Genomic DNA, 20,616 nt, shown 5'->3' with positions numbered 1-20,616 from the left:
CCTTCAATTTAAGGCGGTTGGAGTCAAAACCTTTCGTCAAACGGACGCCGGTGGTTATGGGTCCCTGCGTTCGCAGGGACGACGTGAAGGGACAGCCCCGGGCATGACGGAACATACACCAGCACGAAAATGCCACGGCCGTGGGATACTGGATCATCCGCCTTCGCGGATGATGACAACCAGCTTGAGGTCCAGCCTTGAACGGTGCGTCGTTCCCCGCGATACCCTGTGCTATACCGCTCCCACATCAACTTCCCGCGGGCCTGCATGACGATCTTCAGACTGAAACAATTCGCCTCGACATCCATTCATGCGGCGGCTGGTGCCATGCATTGGAACTACGACCGCACCGAACTGATCGCCGACGGCGTCGTGCATGTCATCGGCGTCTGCTTCGGGCTTGTCGCTGCCACCGCGCTGATCGTCCTGACGGCGGTCTATGCCAGCGCGTTCGAAATTGCCGTGGTGTCGGTCTATGTTGCCGGCCTGCTCGCGATGCTGGTGATGTCGGCGATGTATAATCTGTGGCCGGTGTCGCGCGCCAAATGGGTGCTGCGCCGTTTCGATCATTCCGCGATCTATCTCTTGATTGCCGCAACCTATACGCCGTTCATCGTCGAGCTGCGGGAGAGCTATCTGGCGATCGCGCTACTGATCGGGGTGTGGTGTGTGGCGATCGCCGGCGTCGTGCTGAAGCTGACGCTGCCGGGACGGTACGATCGTCTGGCGGTCGGGCTCTATCTCGCACTCGGCTGGAGCGGCGTCATGATCTACGACGCCGTGGTGAAGGCGGTGCCACCGCTGGCGCTGGGTTTTGTGGTCGCGGGCGGCGTGCTCTACAGCTTAGGGGTGATCTTCCATGCCTGGCAGCGGCTGCGCTTCCAGAACGCGATCTGGCACGGCTTCGTCTTGCTCGGCGCCGCCTGCCATTATACGGCTATTCTCGATATGATGGTCCTGACATAGGATCAGAATAAACGGGAGGAGCGGCCATGCAGGTGACGGGCAAAGTCGTGGTTGTCACCGGCGGTGCCAACGGCATCGGCAAGGCGATGTGCGAGGCCTTCCATCGCGCCGGTGCTGCCAAGGTCGTTGTGGCCGATATCGATCCCGACGGCGCGCGGGCCGTCGCCACGCCGATCGGTGGGGCGGCCTTCAAATGCGATGTCGGGAAAGAGAAGGACGTCCATCATGTTGTCGAGGAGACCGAGCGGCAGTTCGGCCCGATCGAGCTGTTCTGCTCCAATGCCGGCATCGGCGGCGGTTTCGATCCGCTGTCGGTGAACGCCGGCGGCAATTCGGACGAGCCGTGGCAGCGAAGCTGGGCCGTTCATGTGATGGCGCATGTCTATGCGGCGCGGCATTTGATCCCGCGCATGAAGGCGCGCGGCGGCGGCTATTTCCTCAACACGATCTCGGCAGCGGGATTGTTGTCGCAGGTCGGCAGCCCGGCCTATTCGACCACCAAGCACGCTGCGGTCGGCTTTGCCGAGAACCTCGCGATCTCGCACAAGGCCGACAACATCCGCGTTTCGATCCTGTGCCCGCAGGGCGTCGACACCAACATGCTGCGCTCGATCCCCAAGGGCCCGCAATCCGGCGACGGCGACCTGTCGCCGGAGCAGGTGGCGGAGGACGTGCTCAAAGGGCTGGAAGAAGAAACTTTTGTGATCCTGCCGCACCCGCAGGTGCTCGGCTACATGCGCAAGAAGACGGAGAATTACGACCGCTGGATTGCAGGCATGGCGAAGATCCAGGCGAAGATGCGCGAGAGTTACGGGAAGTAATCTGGGGCATGAGCCTCTTCCCCGTCATTGCGAGGAGCGAAGCGACGAAGCAATCCATGTCTCCGCCTGTGGAGATATGGATTGCTTCGCTTCGCTCGCAATGACGAGGAGAGTCTTTCGTCTTGCCCCTAATTTACATCACTGGCACCTGTGCATCAGGCCGTCCTCGAGGCGGATCAGAGTGCCTGGCTGGCAGATGATGCCGTTGCGCGCCGCGTAGTCCTGGCTCCATACGCCCGGTCCGCCGTAATAGGCATAAGCATTGCCGGTGTACGAAGGGCCGCTGCCGGCGTAGGGACCGTTGCCGCCGTAATAGGCGTAGGGGCCGTTTCCCGTGTAGTAGGGTCCGCCGGCCCCGTAGGTCGGTCCGCCACCAGCGTAGTAGGCGGCGGTCGCGCCGGCTGCAACACCCGCGCCCACCGCGGCTGCGCCTGCGCCCATTGCTGTCGCACGGCCCGCTCGCCGCGCCGACCGGCGGGTCGTGATGCCCGGACTCGCTGGCTCGTCCATCTGGGCTTGCGCGCGTTCGATGGAGAGCGAAACGCCCTTTTGTTCACTCCGCTCAAATGACAGCATGCCTGCGCATGCGAACACGGAGACGGCAAGGGCAGTTTTTCCGAGAATTGTCTGCTTCATGGCATTCACTCCAGGGTTGCCCCATGCCGAACTCTCGTGCGAGCGTAGATGGGTCGTCAAGTCACGTTCGCGGGGTGGAACTTGCAGGTGAACTGTCGGGCGTTTGAATCAAATGGGGCTGCATGAGCTGGCGCAGCTGGCTATCCGGAAAGGCTTTACCGGCGCCGGATGCGCCACATGCGCTGCTCGCCGAAATCGAGAAGCGGGGCAGGCAATATCTCGATGACGTCGACAACGGCAAATGGGTCTATCCGGCCTGCAAGCGGCTTTCCTCGGATGCCGGCGCCGACAGAGCGACAGTCTGCGATCACACCCGGCTGGAGGCGTTCCGCTATCTCTTGATGGTGCCGCGAGGCGAGTTCAAGCTGCTCGCCGAGCCGGATTCGCAAGGGGCCGCCATCGAGGCCTATCTGCGCCAGCGGCCGCACGAAGACATCGTGATCGAATTCAGCGGCAACGCCATGAATGACCTCGCGACCGCCGTGATCGCGGGATTCAACTGGCTCAACCATTGCGCCGGCCTTGCCCACGCCGATCGCCGGCCATTTTCCGGCACGCTCAATCACTTTCGCAAAGTGGTGCTATCGGCGCAGAAATGGTGGGAGATGGACGGCGCGACAGCGCGCTGCGCGCAGATACTGCAGGCCGGGCAGGAGCCGCCGCTGTTTCTCAACCTGGTGTGGGCGGATTATGGACGGCTTGCGGCGGAGATCGCCGCGGGGCGGGGCAGCTAGCTGTTGTGTGGGCCGTGTTCTCTCCCTGTCATTGCGAGCCAACGGCTCGCGCGAATGCGCGCCCGATGACAGGCTCCGCGAAGCAATCCATCTCTCCAAGCTTACCGAGCGGATGGATGGATTGCTTCGTCGCTTCAGCGCAAAATTGCCTTGCAATTTTGTCGCGAGCTCCTCGCAATGACGGGGAGATAATTCAACTCTTCTGCGCGTAGAGCAGCGGCACGGCGGAATCCACGATCACCTCGATCAGGCTGGTGCCGTCATGCGACAGGCCCTGCTTGAGCGCGGCCATCAGCTCGGTTGATTTCGTCACGCGCACGGCGTGGCAGCCCATGCTCTGCGCAAGCTGGACGAAGTCGATGCCGGGCAGTTCCAGCCCCGGCACGTTGCGCACCTGCATGACCTGGCTGAACGAGCGCATGGCGCCGTAGCCTGAATTATTGATGACGACGACGGTGAGCGGCAGCTTGCGCTGCGCCGCGGTCCACAGCGCCTGGATCGAATACATCGCCGAGCCATCGCCGATCAGGCATACCGTGCGCGCGTTGTGCCGCCCGAGCGCCATGCCGACCGCGGCCGGCAGGCTGTAGCCGAGGCCGCCGCTCGACATGGTGTAAAAACTGTCCTGGCCGCGCATCGGCATGAATTTTTGCATCGCCGGGCGATGCGAGGGGGCCTCTTCCACCAGGACGTCGTTCGGGCCCATCGCCGCCGAGAGCGCGTGGAGCAGGAATTCGGCCGGGATCGGGTCGGAGGCCTTTGGCGGCGGCGGCAGCACGCGGCCGGCGGGCACCGCCCGTGTCGTTTCGGGCAGGAGGTCGAGCAGCATCGCAAGTGCCGGCTTCATGGTGGCGATGATGCTGGCGCCCGACGGGGTGACGGCGGCGGCGTCCGGATCGTCGGTGATCTGGAAGATGGTTGTGCTGCCGTCGAAGATCGCGGCATGGCCTTCGACATGGAAGGTGAAGACCGGCGCGCCGATCACCACTACGAGATCGTGGTCGCGCAGCGCCTCCGATAGCTGCCCCGGCGAAGCGTGCAGGAAGCCGGAAAACTGCGGATGGCGTTCCGGGAACGAGCAGCGCGCCGAGAACGGGCTGACCCAGACGGCGGCCTTCGCCTTCTCCGCCACCCTCACCATCAGATCGACGGCGCCGGCGCGATCGACGGTGGGGCCGACGACCAGGGCAGGGCGCTTGCTGTTCGACAGCGCTTCGACGAGCGCCTTCATCGCCGCAGCATCAGGGCCGATCTCGCGGCTGACCTTGCGGGCCTCGATCGGCTGCGTCGGATGCGTCCAGTCGTCGATCGGGATCGAGACGAAGGTCGGTCCGCAGGGCGGCTGCATCGCGACGTAATAGGCGCGCGCGATCGCCGCCGGTACGTCTTCGGGGCGCGCCGGTTCGACGCTGTATTTGACATAAGGTCGCGGGAATTCCGAGGCGCGCTCGGCATAGAGAAAGGCCTGCAGCGGCAGGATCGAGCGCGCCTGCTGGCCGGCGGTGATGACGAGCGGCGTCTGGTTGCGGTGCGCGGTATAGATATTGCCGAGCGCATTGCCGACGCCCGCGCCGGAATGCAGATTGACGAAGCCGGCGTTGCGGGTGGCCTGCGCGTAACCGTCGGCCATGCCGACCACGGACGCCTCCTGCAAGCCGAGCACATAGTCGATGTCCTCGGGCCAGTCGCTGAGAAAGGGAAGCTCGGTCGAGCCGGGATTGCCGAACACCTTGTCGATACCGAAGGCGCGCAAGAGGCCGAAGGTGGCGTCCTTGACGGTGAGGGCGGTGGCTTTGGCTGGTTTGCGGGACGACATTGGGACTCCCAGAGCTAGCTGCATACTCCGTCATTGCGAGGAGCAAAGCGACGAAGCAATCCATGCTTCCTGCGCGGAGGTATGGATTGCTTCGCGGAGCCTGTCATCGGGCGCGCATTCGCGCGACCCGTTGGCTCGCAATGACGGCGAAAATCACCACGTCGCCATGCCCTTCATGGTCGGCTGGCCCTCTGCGTTCGCGATCCACAGTTCCATGCCGGCGCTGGTTTCGTTGGCGTTGATCGAGAACTCACCGCCCTCGAACAGCGGCTGCACGCCGCGATAGCTGAACTTCTTCGGCGCCGAGTCGCCATGCAGCTTGGCGGCGAACTCGACGAGCAGCGCGGCCTGCAACGGGCCGTGGAAGATCAGGCCCGGATAGCCCTCGACCTTGGTGACGTAGTCGCGGTCGTAGTGGATACGATGGCCGTTGAAGGTCAACGCCGAATAACGAAACAGCAGCACGGGGTCACTGACATGGGTTTCGCGGTGCCTTGCGACCGGCGGCGGAGGGGCTTTCGTCGGCGAAGCGGGGGCCGCGCCGCCCATGTCACGGTAGACAATGTCCTGCCGCTCGCGGATCGCCACGCCGCGCGATGTTGTTATCGTGTGCTCGACGGCAACGAAGCACAGTGCGCCGGTCGAGCCGGTCTTCAGCGTCACGTCCGCGATGCGCGAGGTGCGGGTCGATTCATCGCCGACGCGCAGCGGCTGGAGGAATTCGATCTCGCCGCCGGCCCACATCCGGCGCGGCAGCGGCACCGGCGGCAGAAAACCGCCGCGGGTCGGGTGGCCGTCAGGGCCGAGCATCGACATCGGAAATACCGGCTGCGCCAGGCACCAATGCACGGTCCATGGCGCGGCGTCGCCTATCCTGGGCTCGCCGATGTCCTGGAACAGGGTCGCGCGCAGGCCCTTGACGAGCTGCGCGGTGACGATGTCGGAGGCTTCGGTGCTGCGGCCGATCCATTGGCGCAGATGGTCGATGTCGAGTTTGGTGGCTTCGGTCATGGCGTCAGGCTTTTTTGCGGGCTGCGGGAAGTGCGACATGCTCGCCGATCGCGGGCACGGCGCCGTAATGCCGTTCCTCGCCGACGAAGATCGTGGCCGGCGCGGCATAGCTCACCTTGCCGTTCGGCGTATCGACTTCGATGCGGCGCAGATGCGGATGCACCGCGAGATCGGCCATGCTGTTGACCTCGGCAAAGGCGATGTCGGCTTCATCGAGCCGCTTGAGCAGTTCGATGCGATCCATTGAAGCGAAGCTGTCGGCCACCGTCTGGTCGGTGAGCACCCGGTTGCGCACGCGTTCGACCATGTTGGCAAAGCGCGGATCGTTCGGCAGATCAGGCTGATCCAGCACCTCGGCGCACAGCTTCTTCCACTCGCGCTCGCTCTGGATCGAGATCAAAATGCCCTTGCCGTCCCTGGAATTGAACACGCCATAGGGCGCGATCGAGGGATGGGCCAGCGCCATCCGCTTCGGCGGGTTGCCGGCTTCCGAATTGATCAGCGGCACCGCCATCCAATCGGCCATCACGTCGAACATCGAGATGCGGATATCGGCGCCCTTGCCGGTGCGCCCGCGCGCGATCAGCGCTTCCAGGATCGCCGCATGCGCGGTGGCGCCGGTCGCGATATCGACCACGGAGATGCCGACGCGCGACGGGCCCTCAGGGCCGCCGGTGATCGAGGCAAGTCCGCTCTCGGCCTGGATCAGAAGGTCATAGGCCTTGCGCTCGGCATAGGGGCCGCTGTCGCCATAGCCTGATATGGTGCAGCAGATCAGCGCGGGATAATCCTTGCGCAGGCGCTCCAGCGAGAAGCCGAGCTTGTCCATCGAACCGGGCTTGAGGTTTTGCAAGAGCACGTCGGCGCTCGCGATCAGCTCTTCGAGCGCGGCGCGGCCCTCTTTGGTCGCGAGGTCGATCACCTGCGAATGCTTGCCGCGGTTGAGCCAGACGAAATAGCTGCTCTGGCCTTTCGCCGCAGCATCATACCCGCGGGCGAAATCGCCCTCGGGGCGTTCGACCTTGACGACATGGGCGCCGGCGTCGGCCAGGCGCGAGCTGCAGAACGGCGCGGCGACGGCCTGTTCGACGGAGACGACGATCAATCCTTCAAGCGGCAGCATGTTCTGAACTCAGTAGGAGCGGGGCAGGCCGAGCACATGCTCGGCGACGTAGGACAGGATCAGGTTGGTCGAGATCGGTGCGACCTGATAGAGCCGCGTCTCGCGGAACTTGCGCTCGACATCATATTCTTCCGCGAAGCCGAACCCGCCATGGGTCTGCACACAGGCATTGGCCGCGTCCCACGAGGCGTCAGCCGCCAGCATCTTGGCCATGTTGGCTTCCGCGCCGCAATCAAGCCCGGCCTCGTATTTGCGCGTAGCTTCCTTCACCATCAGCTCGGCGGCGCGCATCGCGGCATAAGCCTTCGCGATCGGAAACTGGATGCCTTGATTCTGGCCGATCGGGCGCCCGAAAACCGCGCGCTCCTTGGCGTAGTTGGTCGCCTTGGCGATGAACCATTTGGCATCGCCGATGCATTCCGCTCCAATGAGAATGCGCTCGGCATTCATGCCTGAAAGGATGTAGCGAAAGCCCTTGCCTTCCTCGCCGATCAGGTTTTCGGCAGGCACGCGCATGTCCGTGAAGAACACTTCCGTGGTGGCGTGGTTCATCATGGTTCTGATCGGGCGGATCTCCAGGCCCTTGCCCTTGACCTCGCGCATGTCGACGATGAACACCGAAAGCCCGTCGGTGCGCTTCTTGGCCTGCTCCTTCGGCGTGGTCCGCGCCAGCAGGATCATCAGATCGGAATGTTCGGCGCGGCTGGTCCAGATCTTCTGGCCGTTGACGACGTAGTGGTCGCCGTCACGCCGCGCGACTGTTTTCAGCGAGGAGGTGTCGGTGCCGCTGGTCGGCTCGGTGACGCCGAACGCCTGCAGGCGCAGTTTGCCGCTGGCGATGCCCGGCAGGTATTTCGCCTTCTGGGCGTCGCTACCGTGCCGCAGCACGGTGCCCATCGTGTACATCTGGGCGTGGCAGCCACCGCCATTGCACCCCGCCCGCTGGATCTCTTCCAGAATCGCCGCCGCCGCCGACAGTTTTAAGCCGGAGCCGCCATATTCCTCGGGGATCAAGACCGAGAGGTAGCCGGCTTCCGTCAGCGCATCGACGAACTCCTTCGGATACGCCATCTGGCGGTCGAGCTTGCGCCAGTATTCGCCGGGGAACTGGGCGCAGAGCTTGGCGACGGCGTCGCGGATGTCGTGGAATTCGTCCTGTTGTTCTGGTGCGGTCATCTGATTTTTTGGGCGTGGATGCGGGTTGATGTCAATTGCTCTGGGAAGGGGAACGTTGTGCAGCGCCGGCGGGTCCCCTATGCTGAATTGTTATAGCGTATGAACCTGCCTTCGAAGAATGGCAAGCAATGGATATCCGGCAGCTCAGGACCTTCAGTTGCGTGGCCGAGCTCGGCAGCCTCAGCAAGGCGTCCGACACGCTGCGCGTGGCGCAGCCGGCGCTGAGCAGGCAGATCAAGCTGCTCGAGCATGAATTGCGCGCCGAGCTGTTCACGCGCAACGGCCGCGGCATGGTGCTGACCGATGCCGGCCGCCTCTTGCTGGCGCGCACCGCCGGCATCGTCCGGCAGATCGACCAGGTGCGCGACGAGATCCAGTCTGCCGGCGGCCCGCCCTCGGGACGCGTGGTGCTCGGCCTGGTGCCGACCGTGAGCTGCGTGATCTCGGCGCGGCTCGCCCGCCGCACCGTCGACAAATATCCGGGCATCGCGCTCTGCATCGTCGAAAGCTACAGCGGCCACCTGACCGAATGGCTGCACCGCGGCGAGATGGATCTGGCGCTGATCTATGGCCCCTCGAGCGATTTGCATCTTGCCGTGCAAAGCCTCGGCCGCGATCCGATCGTCGCCGTCGGTCCGCGCGGCAGCGGATTGTCCAGGAAGAAGCAGGTCGATATCGGCTGGCTCTTGAAACAGCGCCTGGTGCTGCCCAGTCATTCGCACGGGCTCCGGGCGCTGATCGAGCAGGCGGCGGCGAAGAAGAAGCTCAAGCTCGACGTCAAGCTGGAGGCGGATTCGTTCCGCGTGCTGACCAGCCTGGTCGAGGAGGGGCTCGGATATACGCTGCTGCCGCCGTCCTCGGTGCGCAGCGAGGTCGCCAGCGGTCGGCTGGAAACCGCGGCGATCGCAAAACCTTCGCCAATGCGCGAACTGACCCTTGCGTCTCCCATCGATCATCCCGGCTCGACTGCGATTGCGCTGGTGAGCGAGCTGCTCCGCAATGAGCTGATCGCCTGTCGCGAAGAGGGCCTCTGGGACATCAAGCTCGCCTGAGCCGGTGTCGGGCCTTGCGGGATGGCTTAGAGCAAAACGGCCGAGGGCGGCATTCTCATCTGGCTACTTCTGTCATGCCGCAATTGTATAGGGGAAGACCAACCTGGTCGTTGTGAGGGACACATCAAACGTGGTCTGCAAAGCTCAATTTGATCGCGAATGATCCGGAGCCGACCGCACGTGCCAGAAGGAACCGTGTGTAGGCGTAAACGCGTCAGGTCTTCGGCCATATCCGACTTGGCGCGGCAGTGCTATCTTCATCGCTGGCGGGCGCTTTAGTCCCGCAAATCTCGTCGGACCGACGTTCGGCCCCCGGAAGCACTATCGTTCAAGGTGATTTTCGAGGAGGTCCCGATGCATGCGAATCGTCGCGACTTGCTATTGCCGGGGTGTTGCGCTGCCGTCACTGCACTGCTTTGGAGCATTACCACACGGCTCAGGGCCGAAGAGCCCGATCCGCCGCCAGAAACCACCACAATCCGCCTCGCGAAGAGCCCAAGCATCTGCATCGCGCCTATCTACGTGGTAAACGACCTGCTGAATGCCGAGGGGTTCACAAACGTCGTTCACGTCGAAACCGGATTCTTTGGTAGCGGCGCTGTACAGGACAAAGCTGTCTGGAAAAACAGCGATGTCGACTTCAACCTGAATTTCTCTGGTCCACTTCTTCTCGAGATCGATCGAGGGTTGCGTACTACCATTCTAGCCGGGATTCATGTCGGCTGCTTCGAGCTCTTCGCCAGGGAGGGCATACGCAGCGTCGCCGAATTGAAGGGTCGAACCGTCGGCGTCCAATCGCTTGAGTCACCCCCGCATGTATTCCTGAGCGCGATGGCGACACTTGTTGGGCTCGATCCCGCCAAGGATATCGAGTGGGTGACGAGCGCGAAGGTCCAACCGATCGAATTGTTTGCGGAGGGCAAGATCGATGCCTTCCTCGGATTTCCCCCAGAACCTCAACGTTTGCGCGCGCAGAACATCGGTCGCGTCATCGTCAACAGCGCGCAGGATCGCCCATGGTCGCAGTATTTTTGCTGCATGCTGGCGGGCAATCGCGAATTCGTTCGAAAGAATCCCATCGCCACGAAGCGCGTGGTGCGCGCCATGCTCCGTGCCACGGATTTGTGCGTGAGCGAGCCGGCCCTTGTTGCACAGCGTATGGTGGATGGTGGTTTCGCGCCTCGCCTGGACTACGCGGTTCAGACTCTTGCGGACGTGCCGTACAACCGCTGGCGCGAGTACGATCCCGAGGACACAATCCGCTTTTACGCGCTTCGTCTGCGCGAAGCTGGGATGATCAAATCAGGCCCTGCGAAACTCATCGCAGATGGAGCCGACTGGCGGTTTCTAAACAAGGTCCGACGTGAACTTGGTGGCTGATTAGACCACGTCGCCTCTTGGTCAGTGCGCGGTGGCTCTGATATCGCCAGCAAGTCGAGACAGCGCTAAACGACTCCGGCAGTCACCCTTACCTAATTCCGCGGAGCGAACTACCCACTGTTGCATTCCCGAACTGAGGAGTACGTTATTCTTCGAAAAACGGTGTCCTGTCTCTGCTGATAGTGGGCCTTTAGGTCCACGCAGATACATCGAATCGACGTTCGGCTCCCGGAAACGCTACCGTTTGAGGTGATTTCGAGGAGGTTGCGATGCATGTGAACCGTCGCGATTTGCTGTTGGCTGGGGCCTGCGGCGCTTCAACCGCTCTCTTTTGGAGTGTCACAGCTCGGCCAGGGGCCGAAGAGCCGAGGCCAGAAACCACCACAGTCCGCCTTGCGAAGAACCCGAGTATCTGCATTGCCCCGCAATACGTGGTTAGCGAGTTGCTGAATGCCGAGGGGATCTCCAATGTGGTTTACGTTGAATCTGATGCCGGCGTGGAGCAAACCAAAGCAATTGCGAAGGGCGATCTCGACTTCACTTTGCATTTCTCCGGTCCGCTTCTTGTTGAGATCGATCGGGGCCTGGGCATTTCTGTTCTGGCCGGCATTCATGTCGGCTGCTTCGAGCTATTCGCCAGAGAGGGCATACGTAGCGTCGCCGATCTGAAGGGGCGAACCGTTGGCCAGCAGGGGGTTGGGAGCAGTCCGCACGTTTTCATCAGCGCGATGGCGACACTCGTTGGACTCGACCCCGCCAAGGATATCGAGTGGGTGACGAGCGCGTCGGTCAAACCGATCGAGTTGTTTGCAGAGGGAAAAATCGACGCCTTTCTCGGATTTCCTCCAGAGCCCCAGCGTCTGCATGCGCAGAAAATCGGTCATGTCATCGTCAACAGCGCTCTGGATCGCCCATGGTCACAGTATTTTTGCTGCATGCTGGCGGGCAATCGCGAATTCGTCCGAAAGAATCCCATCGCCACCAAGCGTGTGGTGCGTGCGATGCTGCGAGCGACGGATCTGTGCGTGAGCGAGCCGGCCCTTGTTGCACAGCGCATGGTGGATAGGGGTTTCACGCCTCGCCTGGACTACGCGGTTCAGACTCTTGCGGACGTACCGTACAGCCGCTGGCGCGACTACGATCCCGAAGACACGATCCGTTTTTACGCGCTTCGTCTGCGCGAAGCGGGGATAGTGAAATCGAGTCCTGCGAAAATCATCGCGGATGCAGCCGACTGGCGTTTCCTCAACGAGGTTCGACGTGAACGTGGAGGCTGATTCATCTACCGCGTTTCCTGCTCCGCGCCCGCTCGCTGCACCATCGCGAGCAAGTGGCGACGGGGCGTCGGTGAAGGACGGTCTCGTCGACTTCGCATCGCGCCCCTCGCTGCGCACCAAGTTGCTCGCGGCCTTCCTTGTCATCGAGATGCTCCTGATCTCGGTTGGGGTAATCGGGCTCCTTTCGCTCCGCGAAGCCGACCAGCGGGCCAACCAAGTCGTTGCCCTGCAGCACAAGATCGAGGCATACCGGCAGGTGCAGCACAATACGCTTCGACAGCTCCATGGCGTATCCGCTGCTCTCGCCCTTCCGAGTGAAACGACATTGGCGGGTGCGCTGCGGCAGATCAATCAGTTTGGGTACGATCTTGACCGCGTCTCGTTCGTCGCAAAGGACGAGGTTGCGTTGCTGGATCAGGTACGCGAAGAGTACGCACGCTTCATTGCCGTAGTTTCACACGTCATCGATCTCATCCGCAACGGGCGATCGGCTGAGGCCAAACAGAACGAACTCGCAGAACTCGGGCCGCTCGCAGACAAACTCGAACGACTGACCAATCAATTGGTCAATCGGGCAGAAGCAGACATGGTCGCCGGCATAGATGCGAGCCGGCAAACCTATGTCAGATCTCAGATGCTTGTCGCCGCCGTCGCGCTGGCAAGCTTCGTGCTTACGCTGGTCCTGGGACATGCTATCTCCCGGTCTGTGATCGAACCGGTCCGCATCATCCACGACGGTCTGAATCGAATAGCGGCTGGCGACTTCACCCAGCGCATCAAGGTTTCCAATCGGGACGAACTTGGGGAGCTTGCAGCGCACGTCAATTCGACCTGCGAAGAGCTACAGCAGCTCTACCAAAGCCTTGAGGAGGTCAGCCGTCACAAATCGCAGTTCCTCGCAAACATGAGTCATGAATTGCGGACGCCGCTGAACGCGATACTCGGCTTTTCGGAGCTCCTGCTGGACGGCATATACGGCGATCCTCCGGAGAAAATGCGATCAGCTCTCGAACGCATCCAACGGAACGGCAGACATCTGCTCGGACTCATCAACGACGTTCTCGATCTCTCCAAGATTGAAGCCGGACAGCTCCAACTTTCTCTGGCCGATTATTCCGTAGAGGAACTGGTGAGCGGTGTTTATATATCGGTTGAATCCCTCGCCGCCGAAAAGCGTTTGGGGTTGAAATTTGCCGTTCCCCCTGGTCTGCCGCCAGCGCGAGGCGACGAACGCAGGCTTGCTCAGGCACTGTTCAACCTTGTTGGCAACGCGATCAAATTCACCGATGCGGGGGAGGTTCGGATCGAAGTGGAGGCAAATGGGGACTTCTACAGATTTTCCGTACAGGACACTGGACCGGGCATTGATCAAACCGATCAAACAAAAATCTTCCAGGAATTCCAGCAGGTGGATAGCTCGATCACCAAGACGAAGGGAGGCGCTGGATTGGGCCTCGCCATCGTAAAGCGCATTGTGGAGATGCATGGTGGGCGAATATGGATTGAATCCCGCCTCGGTCATGGCGCGAGATTTTCCTTTCTGGTCCCGGCTCGGCTTGAGCAACAGGCGGCGCAGTCATGAGCAAGCGCGTACTGGTGGTCGAAGATCAAGAGGACAATCGGCAGATTCTGCGCGATCTGCTCGCAAGCGTCGGTTACGAAATGATCGAGGCGCACGACGGTGAAGCAGCGCTCATAGCAGCGCGAACCCAAAGCCCGGACCTGATCCTGATGGATATCCAACTGCCTATTCTCGACGGATACGAGGCGACGCGGCGCATAAAAGCACAATCAGATCTCCGCCATATTCCAATAGTCGCCGTCACCTCCTATGCGCTTGGCGGTGACGAAGAAAAGGCACGCGTGGCAGGCTGCGATGCCTATGTCGCAAAGCCCTACAGCGCACGAAAGCTACTTGAGACGATCAATCGATACCTGACATGAGGTTCCAACGCGTGCCGACGTGGAGCAGAAATGCATGTCCCGCCCCGAATCCTGATCGTGGATGACAACGAAACGAATCGCTGCCTTCTTACCGCGCGTCTCGGTGCTGAGGGATACGAGACCGTGGAGGCCGAAAACGGTGAACGCGCGCTCGCCGTCGTGCGTGAAGTCGCGCCAGACGTTGTCCTCCTCGACGTCATGATGCCGAAAATCGATGGCTTGGAAGTCTGCCGGCGATTGAAGGTCGATACGACGCTCGGATTCGTTCCAATCATCATGGTGACGGCGCGAGCTGACTCAAGAGATGTCGTCACCGGACTTAACGCGGGCGCCGACGAGTATCTGACCAAACCAATCGACCATGCAGCACTCGTTGCGCGCGTGCGCTCCATGCTCCGCATCAAGGAACTGCATGATCGAGTTGAAGCACAGGCGGGCGAACTCTCAGTGTGGAACAGAATGCTTGAGCAACGCGTTGCGGAGCAAGTTGTGCAAATTGAACGGGTGGGCCGTCTAAAACGCTTTCTTTCGCCGCAGATCGCGGAATTGATTCTTTCCTCCTCGACGCATGAGCCTTTGGCGAGCCACCGCAGACAAGTGACAATAGTCTTCGGTGACCTGCGAGGCTTTACTGCCTTCGCAGAGATCGCCGAGCCCGAGGAGGTGATGGCGGTGATGCGGGAGTACCATGCAACGCTGGGCTCCCTGGTCCACGAGTTTGAAGGCACGCTGGAGAGATTCCTGGGCGACGGAATCATGGTGATTTTCGGCGATCCGATTCCTTGTCCAGACCCGTGCCAGCGAGCTGTTCAGATGGCGGTCGCGATGCGCAGCCGCTTGTCGGAGTTATCGGGAAAGTGGCGGCGTGAAAGATACGAGCTCGGCTTTGGAGTCGGCATTGCATATGGATATGCGACCCTCGGCGCTATCGGCTTCGAGGGCCGCTCCGAATACAGCGCGATCGGGACCGTGGTAAATCTGGCTGCCCGTCTTTGCGCAGAAGCGCGGGATGGTCAGATCTTGGTTGATAGCAAAGTACGCGAGGCGCTCGATGGCAGGGCAACCGCGGAGCCAGTAGGCGAACTGACGCTCAAGGGTTTGCGTCGACCCATAGCGGCATACAACGTGCTGGAGATGATTTGAAGGAGGTCGCCCGCCGGCTACTTCTGCCGCACTCGACGAATTACAGGAAGGCTGGCATAACCGACCGGCAAAAGAGCATGATCGAATTCGCCATCAAGGTTTCCACCGAGGCCTACAAGGTGGACGACAGCGGTCTGCTCGCTCTCCATGCGCACGGTTTTACCGAGGAGGATGCTTGGGACATTGCGGCGATTTCCGCCTTCTTCGGGCTGTCCAACCGCCATGCGAACGTCACGAACATGCGGCCGAACAGCGAATTCTACGCACTCGGTCGGTGATGACCTGTGGCTGCCGGCTTCGACAACTCTGTCAGATCAACAACTCGTGCGACCCGTGGCTCGCGACATAGGCATGGCTGCCCGGGTGCTGTTCAGTCTGAGAGAGCGCAGCCGTTTCTGTTTCCAGGATTGCCGCAGATCCACCGTGTTCTGCACCGTGCCCGCCTGCGCCCGGAATGGGGGCGGAGTTCAATTCTACTACCGACACGATCGGCTCGGTGTGTATGGCGGCAACCTCGTTCTTGAAATGGAATGAATTGCCGTGGCCGGGGTCGTTCACCGCCGGTGCTGGACCGCCGCTCGCGTGATCGGCTTGGTGGCTTGGGTTGGCGGCCGCCGGAGGAGAGGACAGTGGTAAATGAGGCTCGCTGGGGCCGGATTGCTGAGACGCTGTATGCGGCTCATGCTGCGATTGCTGGTGGCTCGCGCCGCTGCCCGGTGTGACTCCAAGCTGGGCAAGCTGTGATGCGGCGACGGCATTCGCCGGCGTATGAGGACCGTTGAAGCCGGATTGCTGGGACGCGGCATGCGGCTCATGCTGCGATGGCTGGTGGCCCGCGCCGCTGCCCGGTGTTACCCCAAGCTGGGCGAGCTGTGAGGCGGCGACAGCATTTGCCGGCGGATCAGGATCGTTGGAGCCGGCGGCGGCGTGCGACTCATGCTGCGACGGGTGGTTCGCGCCGGCGACGGGCGATACGCCATGTTCGACATGTTGCGAGGCGGCGACCGCATACGTAGCCGTGAAGCCGAGAGATTGGATCGTACCGATCGGAGACATCAAGGTTGTTTCGCCGATCGTAACGGCGCCTGCATTGGCCTGGATTGATTCTTGATGGAACGTGAAGAGACTCTCCGTTGGCGTCGCAGTGTATTCGTCCCAGGGCTCGATCGCCGATCCAGCTGTCAGTGCAACGGTTGCTTCGTCGCTGTCGACCATCGCAGAGGCCGAGGTTTCGCCAAAATGCGCAAGCTTGACCGAGCCGACTGAACCGACGTCGGGCTTGAAATGGAACTGGGAGCTTTCGTCGGTTGCTGACAGGACCCAACCGGAGCTGTCGCTGGCGATCAAGGCATCGTTGGTGCTGGCGGATGTTTCAGCGCTGGCCTCCGTAACTGCGGCGGCGTCGGCCACTACGAGAGTCTCAAGCGCGAGGTCAATGGCTTCGCTGGCTGCAACAACGGTATCTGCCGCCTGAAAGATGAAATCCGACTCCTGAACGGAGACGATGCCCTGCAAGTGAATTTCCAGGAGGGACGAATCGCCGATTTTCAGGGTGGTATCGGTCGGATTCACGTAGACGATCGTTTCATTGCTCGCGCTGTTGTAGATCCAGGCGATGGTATGCGGCGGCACCGGCGTGCTTGTCGAGGTCAGGTGCAGGAATGCCAGCGCGCCAAGCGCCGCCAGGTTGATCTTGTCCGAACCTGACGCGAAATCGGTAATGGTGTCGAACTGGCTCGAGTTGGAATCGGCAACGGACAAATAGACGAACACGTCATCGCCATTGCTGCCCGTCAGCTGGTCAGCGCCGAATCCACCCGTGATGGTATCGCTGCCGTTGTTGCCGTTGACAGTGTCGTTTCCGGATCCGCCGTAGATGGTGTCGTTGCCGTCGTTTCCCTTGATCGTATCGTTGCCGGATCCCGAATACAGAATGTCATCCTTGCCGGTGCCGTTGACGGTGTCATTGCCGGCGCCGGCGTAGACGATCTGAAATTCATCGCCGCCGCCCGCGATGTTCTCGCCGTTCGGCGTTCCGTAAACATAGGGCGCATCGACGATGACATGGTCCCCCAGGGCCAGATTGTCGAAATCGTTGGGGTCTGCATCGCTGCTGCCGTGGATGACGATGGTCACCGTCTGTGTCGTGCCGTCGATCGTGGCGACGGTGAACGTGTCGGTCAGCGTCTCGCCGGGATCAAGGGCCTGCACCGTGCTATTGTTGTTGTCCAGCATGTAGGTCCACACGCCGGCCACGGTTATCATGAACGTGCCGTAGCCTTTGGTGCTCGCTGTCGGCGAGCTGACCGCCGCGAAGGTGTTGGCCGCATTGTCGACGTCGGTATCGGTAAGCGTGCCGGTCGCAACGGGCGTGCCCGGCGTGGTGGTGCCGGCCTCGGTCACCGAGCCGGTCGTGGCGCCGGAAATGACCGCTGCGTCATTGGCGCCGGCGATGGTGATCGTCATCACCTGCGTCGTGCCGTCCACGGCGGCCACCGTGAAAGTGTCGGTCAGCGTACCGCCGACATTGAGCGCCTGCACGGCAGGGTTAGTATTGTCGAGCGTGTAGGTCCACACGCCGGCCGCCGTGATGGTGAAGCTGCCGTAGCCTTTGCTGCTTGCAGCGGGCGATGTTACCGCTACGAAACTGTTGTCCGCATTGTCGACGTCGACATCGGTGAGCGTGCCGGTCGCGACGGGGATGCCGGCCGCGGTCCCGGTAGCCTCGACGACCGATCCGGTCTTGGTGCCGGAAATCACGGCCGCATCATTGGCGCCGGTGATGGTGATCGTCACGACCTGCGTGGTGCCATCCACGGTGGCCACGGTGAAGGTGTCGGTCAGCGTCTCGCCGGCATTGAGCGCCTGCACGGCGGAGTTGGTATTGTCGAGCGTGTAGGTCCACACGCCGGCCGCGGTCATGGTGAAGCTGCCGTATCCTTTGCTACTCGCAGCCGGGGAGCTGACCGCCGCAAAGGTGTTGGCCGCGTTGTCGACGTCGGTATCGGCGAGCGTGCCGGTCGCAACGGGCGCACCGGGCGCGGCGGTGCCTGCTTCGATCACCGAGCCGGTGGTGGTACCGAAAATGACCGCAGCGTCGTTGGTGCCGGCAATCGTGATCGTCACGACCTGCGTCGTGCCGTCCACGGTGGTAACCGTGAAGGTGTCGGTCAGCGTGCCGCCGACATTGAGGGCCTGCACCGCGGGGTTGCTGTTGTCCAGCGTATAGGTCCACACGCCGGCCGCGGTCATGGTGAAGCTGCCGTAACCTTTGCTGCTCGCGGTCGGCGAACTAACGGCTGTGAAGGCATTCGCGGCATTGTCGGCGTCGGAGGCAGTGAGCGCACCGGTCGCGACCGGCGTGCCGGGTGCGGAGGTGCCGGCCTCGACCACCGCGCCGGTGATGGTGCCGGAAACGATCGCGGCATCATTGGCGCCGGTGATGGTGATCGTCACCACCTGCGTGGTGCCGTCCACGGTGGCCACGGTGAAGGTGTCGGTCAGTGTCTCACCGGTATTGAGCGCCTGCACGGCAGCATTGGCGTTGTCGAGCGTGTAGGTCCACACGCCGGCCGCGGTCATGATGAAGCTACCATAGCCGTTGTTGCTCGTGGTCGGTGAGAGCACGGCGATGAAGCTGTTGGCCACATTGTCGACGTCGGTATCGGTGAGCGTGCCGGTCGCGACGGGGGTGCCCGGCGAAGTACCGCTCGCCTCGACCACCGATCCGGTCTTCGCGCCGGAAATGACGGCCGCATCATTGGCGCCGGTGATGGTGATCGTCACCAGCTGGGTGGTGCCATCTATCGTGGCCACAGTGAAGGTATCGATCAGCGTAGTGCCGACGTTGAGCGCCTGCACCGCGGCATTGGTATTGTCGAGCGTGTAGGTCCACACGCCCGCCGCTGTTATCGTGAACGTGCCGTAGCCCTTCGCGCTCGGTGTCGCCGAGCTGACTTCGGTGAAGGTGTTGGGTGGATTATCGACGTCAGTGTCAGTGAGCGTGCCGGTCGCGGTCGAAGTGCCAGCAACGGTGCCACTGGCCTCGGTCACCGAACCGGTGATGGTGCCGGCAATAATCGCGGCGTCATTCGTGCCGTTGATGATGACCGTGTAGGTTTGACTGACCGACAGCGTGCCGTCCGAAACCGTGATTGTGAAATTTTCGGTCGTAGGTGCCGACAGCGCGTTCACCGCGGCATTGTTCGGGACGTAGAGGTAGGCGCCGGTGGTGCTGTTAAGAAAGAGTGTGCCGTAGAGGCCTGCCTTCGAAATATTGTAGGTGATGCCTTCCATCACCGTATTGCCGGCGGTGCCGCCGCCGATGCCGAAGGTCAGCGTCGCTCCTGGCTCGGAGCTGCTGGCGGCGAAACTTCCTCCGGACGCGATGAAGAGATCGAGTGCGGCCGTATCGATCAGGGTCGGGCCAGTTGCCGAATTCAATGACGGTGGCTGGGGCGGCGGAATGAACGGTTCGATGACGAAGGGACTTGGACCCTCCGGCAGCGGTGGGAGCGTGCCTAGCGGCGTCGAGCCGCCGGCTTGGCCGTAGTTGATCGGCTGCAGCTTCGGCAAATCGAGATAATAGGGAGTGCTGGATCCGCCGGGCCCATAGCCCTTGGCGTAGTTGGCCAGCACGGCCTGCTGGGCCGCTTGCAATTCTTCCATGCGGATAGCGGAGTTTGCGACCTGGCTTACGTTGACCGAGGAGCCTCTCCTGGTAAGCACGACCGTCTCACTGGGATCTTCGACGATGATGTGCCTCGGGATCGCCTCCTTGGTCCAGAGCTCGAACGCGCCGTGTTCAAGATCCTTGTACGCAATATTGTCGTCGTCCAGGAACGTCGCGTCAGGGTCGGCCGCCTTGACATCGCTCATCACTGCGAACGTGAGCGCCGTGAGCGACAGCATGCCAAACCCGCCAGCTTGGGCCCGGCCGCGAATGATTCCGACCGGCGTGTCGATCCGGAGCGAACCGGTCTTTGCCATCCGGCCGGCAACGAAGGCGAATGATCCCTTGTCCACCGCGAACAGCGGTGATTGCGAGGCACAGCCGGGATCGCAGACGAAGCCGTCAAAGATCACCCGCGTGTCGTGCGACAGGACGAATTGGGTGCCGTCGATCATGCTGATCGCGATCTGTCCGTCGGCCGCAGTCTCGACCAAATCGCCTTGACGAATGGGATCGCCGGCCATCGCTTGAACATCAACACCACCGGCAGGCGTCCAGGTACCGCAACCGATGGCTGCTTGGATGCTGCCGATGATTGGGGGAAGCGCGGCCGCAACGGCCTGGTCCCCGGACGCAATATGGGACGCAACTGACATGGCTTGACCTCGCTGCCCAGCGTGGCGCCGCCGTCTTCTTGCTTTGGCTTGCCGGACGCCCGGAGGTCCAAAATTTCTGGCGCCGGCCAGCCTTAGGCTGCCCGCCGAAATGTCTGATCAAATAACCTAGTATCTTCAGGGGGAAGACGTGCCCAGGGCGGCGTCAAGCTTGTTTCGCCGCGAACGTGTCCGGCCCCCTCAAGAATTAT

General features: G+C 62.0%; 15 protein-coding genes and 1 pseudogene. 10 read left to right on the top strand and 6 right to left on the bottom strand.

Translation table 11 applies throughout. The annotated features are described in order from the left end of the window. Positions 1 to 267: 267 nt before the first annotated feature. Both QA643_RS34075 and QA643_RS34070 read left to right on the top strand, forming a co-directional pair. Complete coding sequence (locus tag QA643_RS34075) at positions 268 to 966, top strand: hemolysin III family protein (RefSeq protein WP_283030028.1); 699 nt, start codon at positions 268 to 270, stop codon at positions 964 to 966. Between the two features lie 26 nt (positions 967 to 992). After that, a complete protein-coding gene (locus QA643_RS34070) occupies positions 993 to 1,787 on the top strand; it encodes an SDR family oxidoreductase (RefSeq protein WP_283030027.1) in 795 nt (264 codons plus the stop codon). 138 nt (positions 1,788 to 1,925) lie between these two features. On the opposite strand, the gene QA643_RS34065 is transcribed toward QA643_RS34070, so the two are convergent. Continuing rightward, positions 1,926 to 2,423 (bottom strand): hypothetical protein, encoded by a 498-nt coding sequence (locus tag QA643_RS34065; RefSeq protein WP_283030026.1) that lies wholly within the window; start codon positions 2,421 to 2,423, stop codon positions 1,926 to 1,928. 122 nt (positions 2,424 to 2,545) lie between these two features. Here QA643_RS34065 and QA643_RS34060 point away from each other — a divergent pair, with 122 nt between their 5' ends. After that, positions 2,546 to 3,157, top strand: coding sequence for a hypothetical protein (locus QA643_RS34060; RefSeq protein WP_283030025.1), 612 nt, complete (start codon positions 2,546 to 2,548; stop codon positions 3,155 to 3,157). Positions 3,158 to 3,350: 193 nt separating this feature from the next. On the opposite strand, the gene mdlC is transcribed toward QA643_RS34060, so the two are convergent. From mdlC to QA643_RS34040, 4 genes are all read right to left on the bottom strand, one after another. Further along, complete coding sequence (gene mdlC / locus QA643_RS34055; protein WP_283030024.1) at positions 3,351 to 4,973, bottom strand: benzoylformate decarboxylase; 1,623 nt, start codon at positions 4,971 to 4,973, stop codon at positions 3,351 to 3,353. 153 nt (positions 4,974 to 5,126) lie between these two features. Beyond that, positions 5,127 to 5,984 (bottom strand): MaoC family dehydratase N-terminal domain-containing protein, encoded by an 858-nt coding sequence (locus QA643_RS34050; protein ID WP_283030023.1) that lies wholly within the window; start codon positions 5,982 to 5,984, stop codon positions 5,127 to 5,129. 4 nt (positions 5,985 to 5,988) lie between these two features. Beyond that, on the bottom strand, positions 5,989 to 7,107 hold the full coding sequence (locus QA643_RS34045) for a CaiB/BaiF CoA-transferase family protein (RefSeq protein WP_283030022.1): 1,119 nt from the start codon (positions 7,105 to 7,107) through the stop codon (positions 5,989 to 5,991). Positions 7,108 to 7,116: 9 nt separating this feature from the next. After that, positions 7,117 to 8,283 (bottom strand): acyl-CoA dehydrogenase family protein, encoded by a 1,167-nt coding sequence (locus QA643_RS34040; protein ID WP_283030021.1) that lies wholly within the window; start codon positions 8,281 to 8,283, stop codon positions 7,117 to 7,119. A gap of 128 nt (positions 8,284 to 8,411) precedes the next feature. Between QA643_RS34040 and QA643_RS34035 the strand changes: the two genes are divergently transcribed. The 7 genes and pseudogenes from QA643_RS34035 to QA643_RS34005 form a co-directional block, all read left to right on the top strand. Further along, positions 8,412 to 9,335, top strand: a complete 924-nt coding sequence (locus QA643_RS34035) for a LysR substrate-binding domain-containing protein (RefSeq protein ID WP_283030020.1) — start codon at positions 8,412 to 8,414, stop codon at positions 9,333 to 9,335. 354 nt (positions 9,336 to 9,689) lie between these two features. Next, positions 9,690 to 10,715 carry an ABC transporter substrate-binding protein gene (locus QA643_RS34030; RefSeq protein WP_283030019.1) on the top strand — a complete coding sequence of 342 codons (1,026 nt, stop codon included), beginning with the start codon at positions 9,690 to 9,692 and terminating at the stop codon, positions 10,713 to 10,715. Positions 10,716 to 10,984: 269 nt separating this feature from the next. Continuing rightward, the gene (locus QA643_RS34025) at positions 10,985 to 11,992 is read left to right on the top strand and encodes an ABC transporter substrate-binding protein (protein ID WP_283030018.1); all 1,008 of its coding nucleotides are present in this window, start codon (positions 10,985 to 10,987) and stop codon (positions 11,990 to 11,992) included. Next, positions 11,976 to 13,574 (top strand): sensor histidine kinase, encoded by a 1,599-nt coding sequence (locus QA643_RS34020; RefSeq protein WP_283030017.1) that lies wholly within the window; start codon positions 11,976 to 11,978, stop codon positions 13,572 to 13,574. Before QA643_RS34025 ends, QA643_RS34020 begins: the two co-directional genes overlap by 17 nt. Then, positions 13,571 to 13,936, top strand: a complete 366-nt coding sequence (locus QA643_RS34015; protein ID WP_283030016.1) for a response regulator — start codon at positions 13,571 to 13,573, stop codon at positions 13,934 to 13,936. The genes QA643_RS34020 and QA643_RS34015 overlap by 4 nt, the downstream gene beginning before the upstream one ends. Before the next feature lie 30 nt (positions 13,937 to 13,966). After that, positions 13,967 to 15,079 (top strand): response regulator, encoded by a 1,113-nt coding sequence (locus QA643_RS34010; protein WP_283030015.1) that lies wholly within the window; start codon positions 13,967 to 13,969, stop codon positions 15,077 to 15,079. Between the two features lie 32 nt (positions 15,080 to 15,111). Then, positions 15,112 to 15,357, top strand: a pseudogene (locus QA643_RS34005) (alkylhydroperoxidase); the annotation flags it as partial. Positions 15,358 to 15,388: 31 nt separating this feature from the next. Here QA643_RS34005 and QA643_RS34000 read toward each other — a convergent pair. Continuing rightward, a complete protein-coding gene (locus QA643_RS34000) occupies positions 15,389 to 20,068 on the bottom strand; it encodes a VCBS domain-containing protein (RefSeq protein WP_283030014.1) in 4,680 nt (1,559 codons plus the stop codon). Positions 20,069 to 20,616: the final 548 nt, after the last annotated feature.

Source organism: Bradyrhizobium sp. CB3481 (assembly GCF_029714305.1).
GTDB lineage: Bacteria > Pseudomonadota > Alphaproteobacteria > Rhizobiales > Xanthobacteraceae > Bradyrhizobium.
This window is presented reverse-complemented; position numbering and strand designations above follow the sequence as displayed.

Excerpts from the sequence above, each read along its gene's own strand:
- QA643_RS34025 (WP_283030018.1), top strand. The coding sequence starts at position 10,985 with ATGCATGTGAACCGTCGCGATTTGCTGTTGGCTGGGGCCTGCGGCGCT.
- QA643_RS34040 (WP_283030021.1), bottom strand. The coding sequence starts at position 8,283 with ATGACCGCACCAGAACAACAGGACGAATTCCACGACATCCGCGACGCC.
- QA643_RS34015 (WP_283030016.1), top strand. The coding sequence starts at position 13,571 with ATGAGCAAGCGCGTACTGGTGGTCGAAGATCAAGAGGACAATCGGCAG.
- mdlC (WP_283030024.1), bottom strand. The coding sequence starts at position 4,973 with ATGTCGTCCCGCAAACCAGCCAAAGCCACCGCCCTCACCGTCAAGGAC.
- QA643_RS34075 (WP_283030028.1), top strand. The coding sequence starts at position 268 with ATGACGATCTTCAGACTGAAACAATTCGCCTCGACATCCATTCATGCG.
- QA643_RS34050 (WP_283030023.1), bottom strand. The coding sequence starts at position 5,984 with ATGACCGAAGCCACCAAACTCGACATCGACCATCTGCGCCAATGGATC.
- QA643_RS34035 (WP_283030020.1), top strand. The coding sequence starts at position 8,412 with ATGGATATCCGGCAGCTCAGGACCTTCAGTTGCGTGGCCGAGCTCGGC.
- QA643_RS34070 (WP_283030027.1), top strand. The coding sequence starts at position 993 with ATGCAGGTGACGGGCAAAGTCGTGGTTGTCACCGGCGGTGCCAACGGC.
- QA643_RS34030 (WP_283030019.1), top strand. The coding sequence starts at position 9,690 with ATGCATGCGAATCGTCGCGACTTGCTATTGCCGGGGTGTTGCGCTGCC.
- QA643_RS34010 (WP_283030015.1), top strand. The coding sequence starts at position 13,967 with ATGCATGTCCCGCCCCGAATCCTGATCGTGGATGACAACGAAACGAAT.
- QA643_RS34000 (WP_283030014.1), bottom strand. The coding sequence starts at position 20,068 with ATGGCAAAGACCGGTTCGCTCCGGATCGACACGCCGGTCGGAATCATT.
- QA643_RS34065 (WP_283030026.1), bottom strand. The coding sequence starts at position 2,423 with ATGAAGCAGACAATTCTCGGAAAAACTGCCCTTGCCGTCTCCGTGTTC.
- QA643_RS34045 (WP_283030022.1), bottom strand. The coding sequence starts at position 7,107 with ATGCTGCCGCTTGAAGGATTGATCGTCGTCTCCGTCGAACAGGCCGTC.
- QA643_RS34060 (WP_283030025.1), top strand. The coding sequence starts at position 2,546 with ATGAGCTGGCGCAGCTGGCTATCCGGAAAGGCTTTACCGGCGCCGGAT.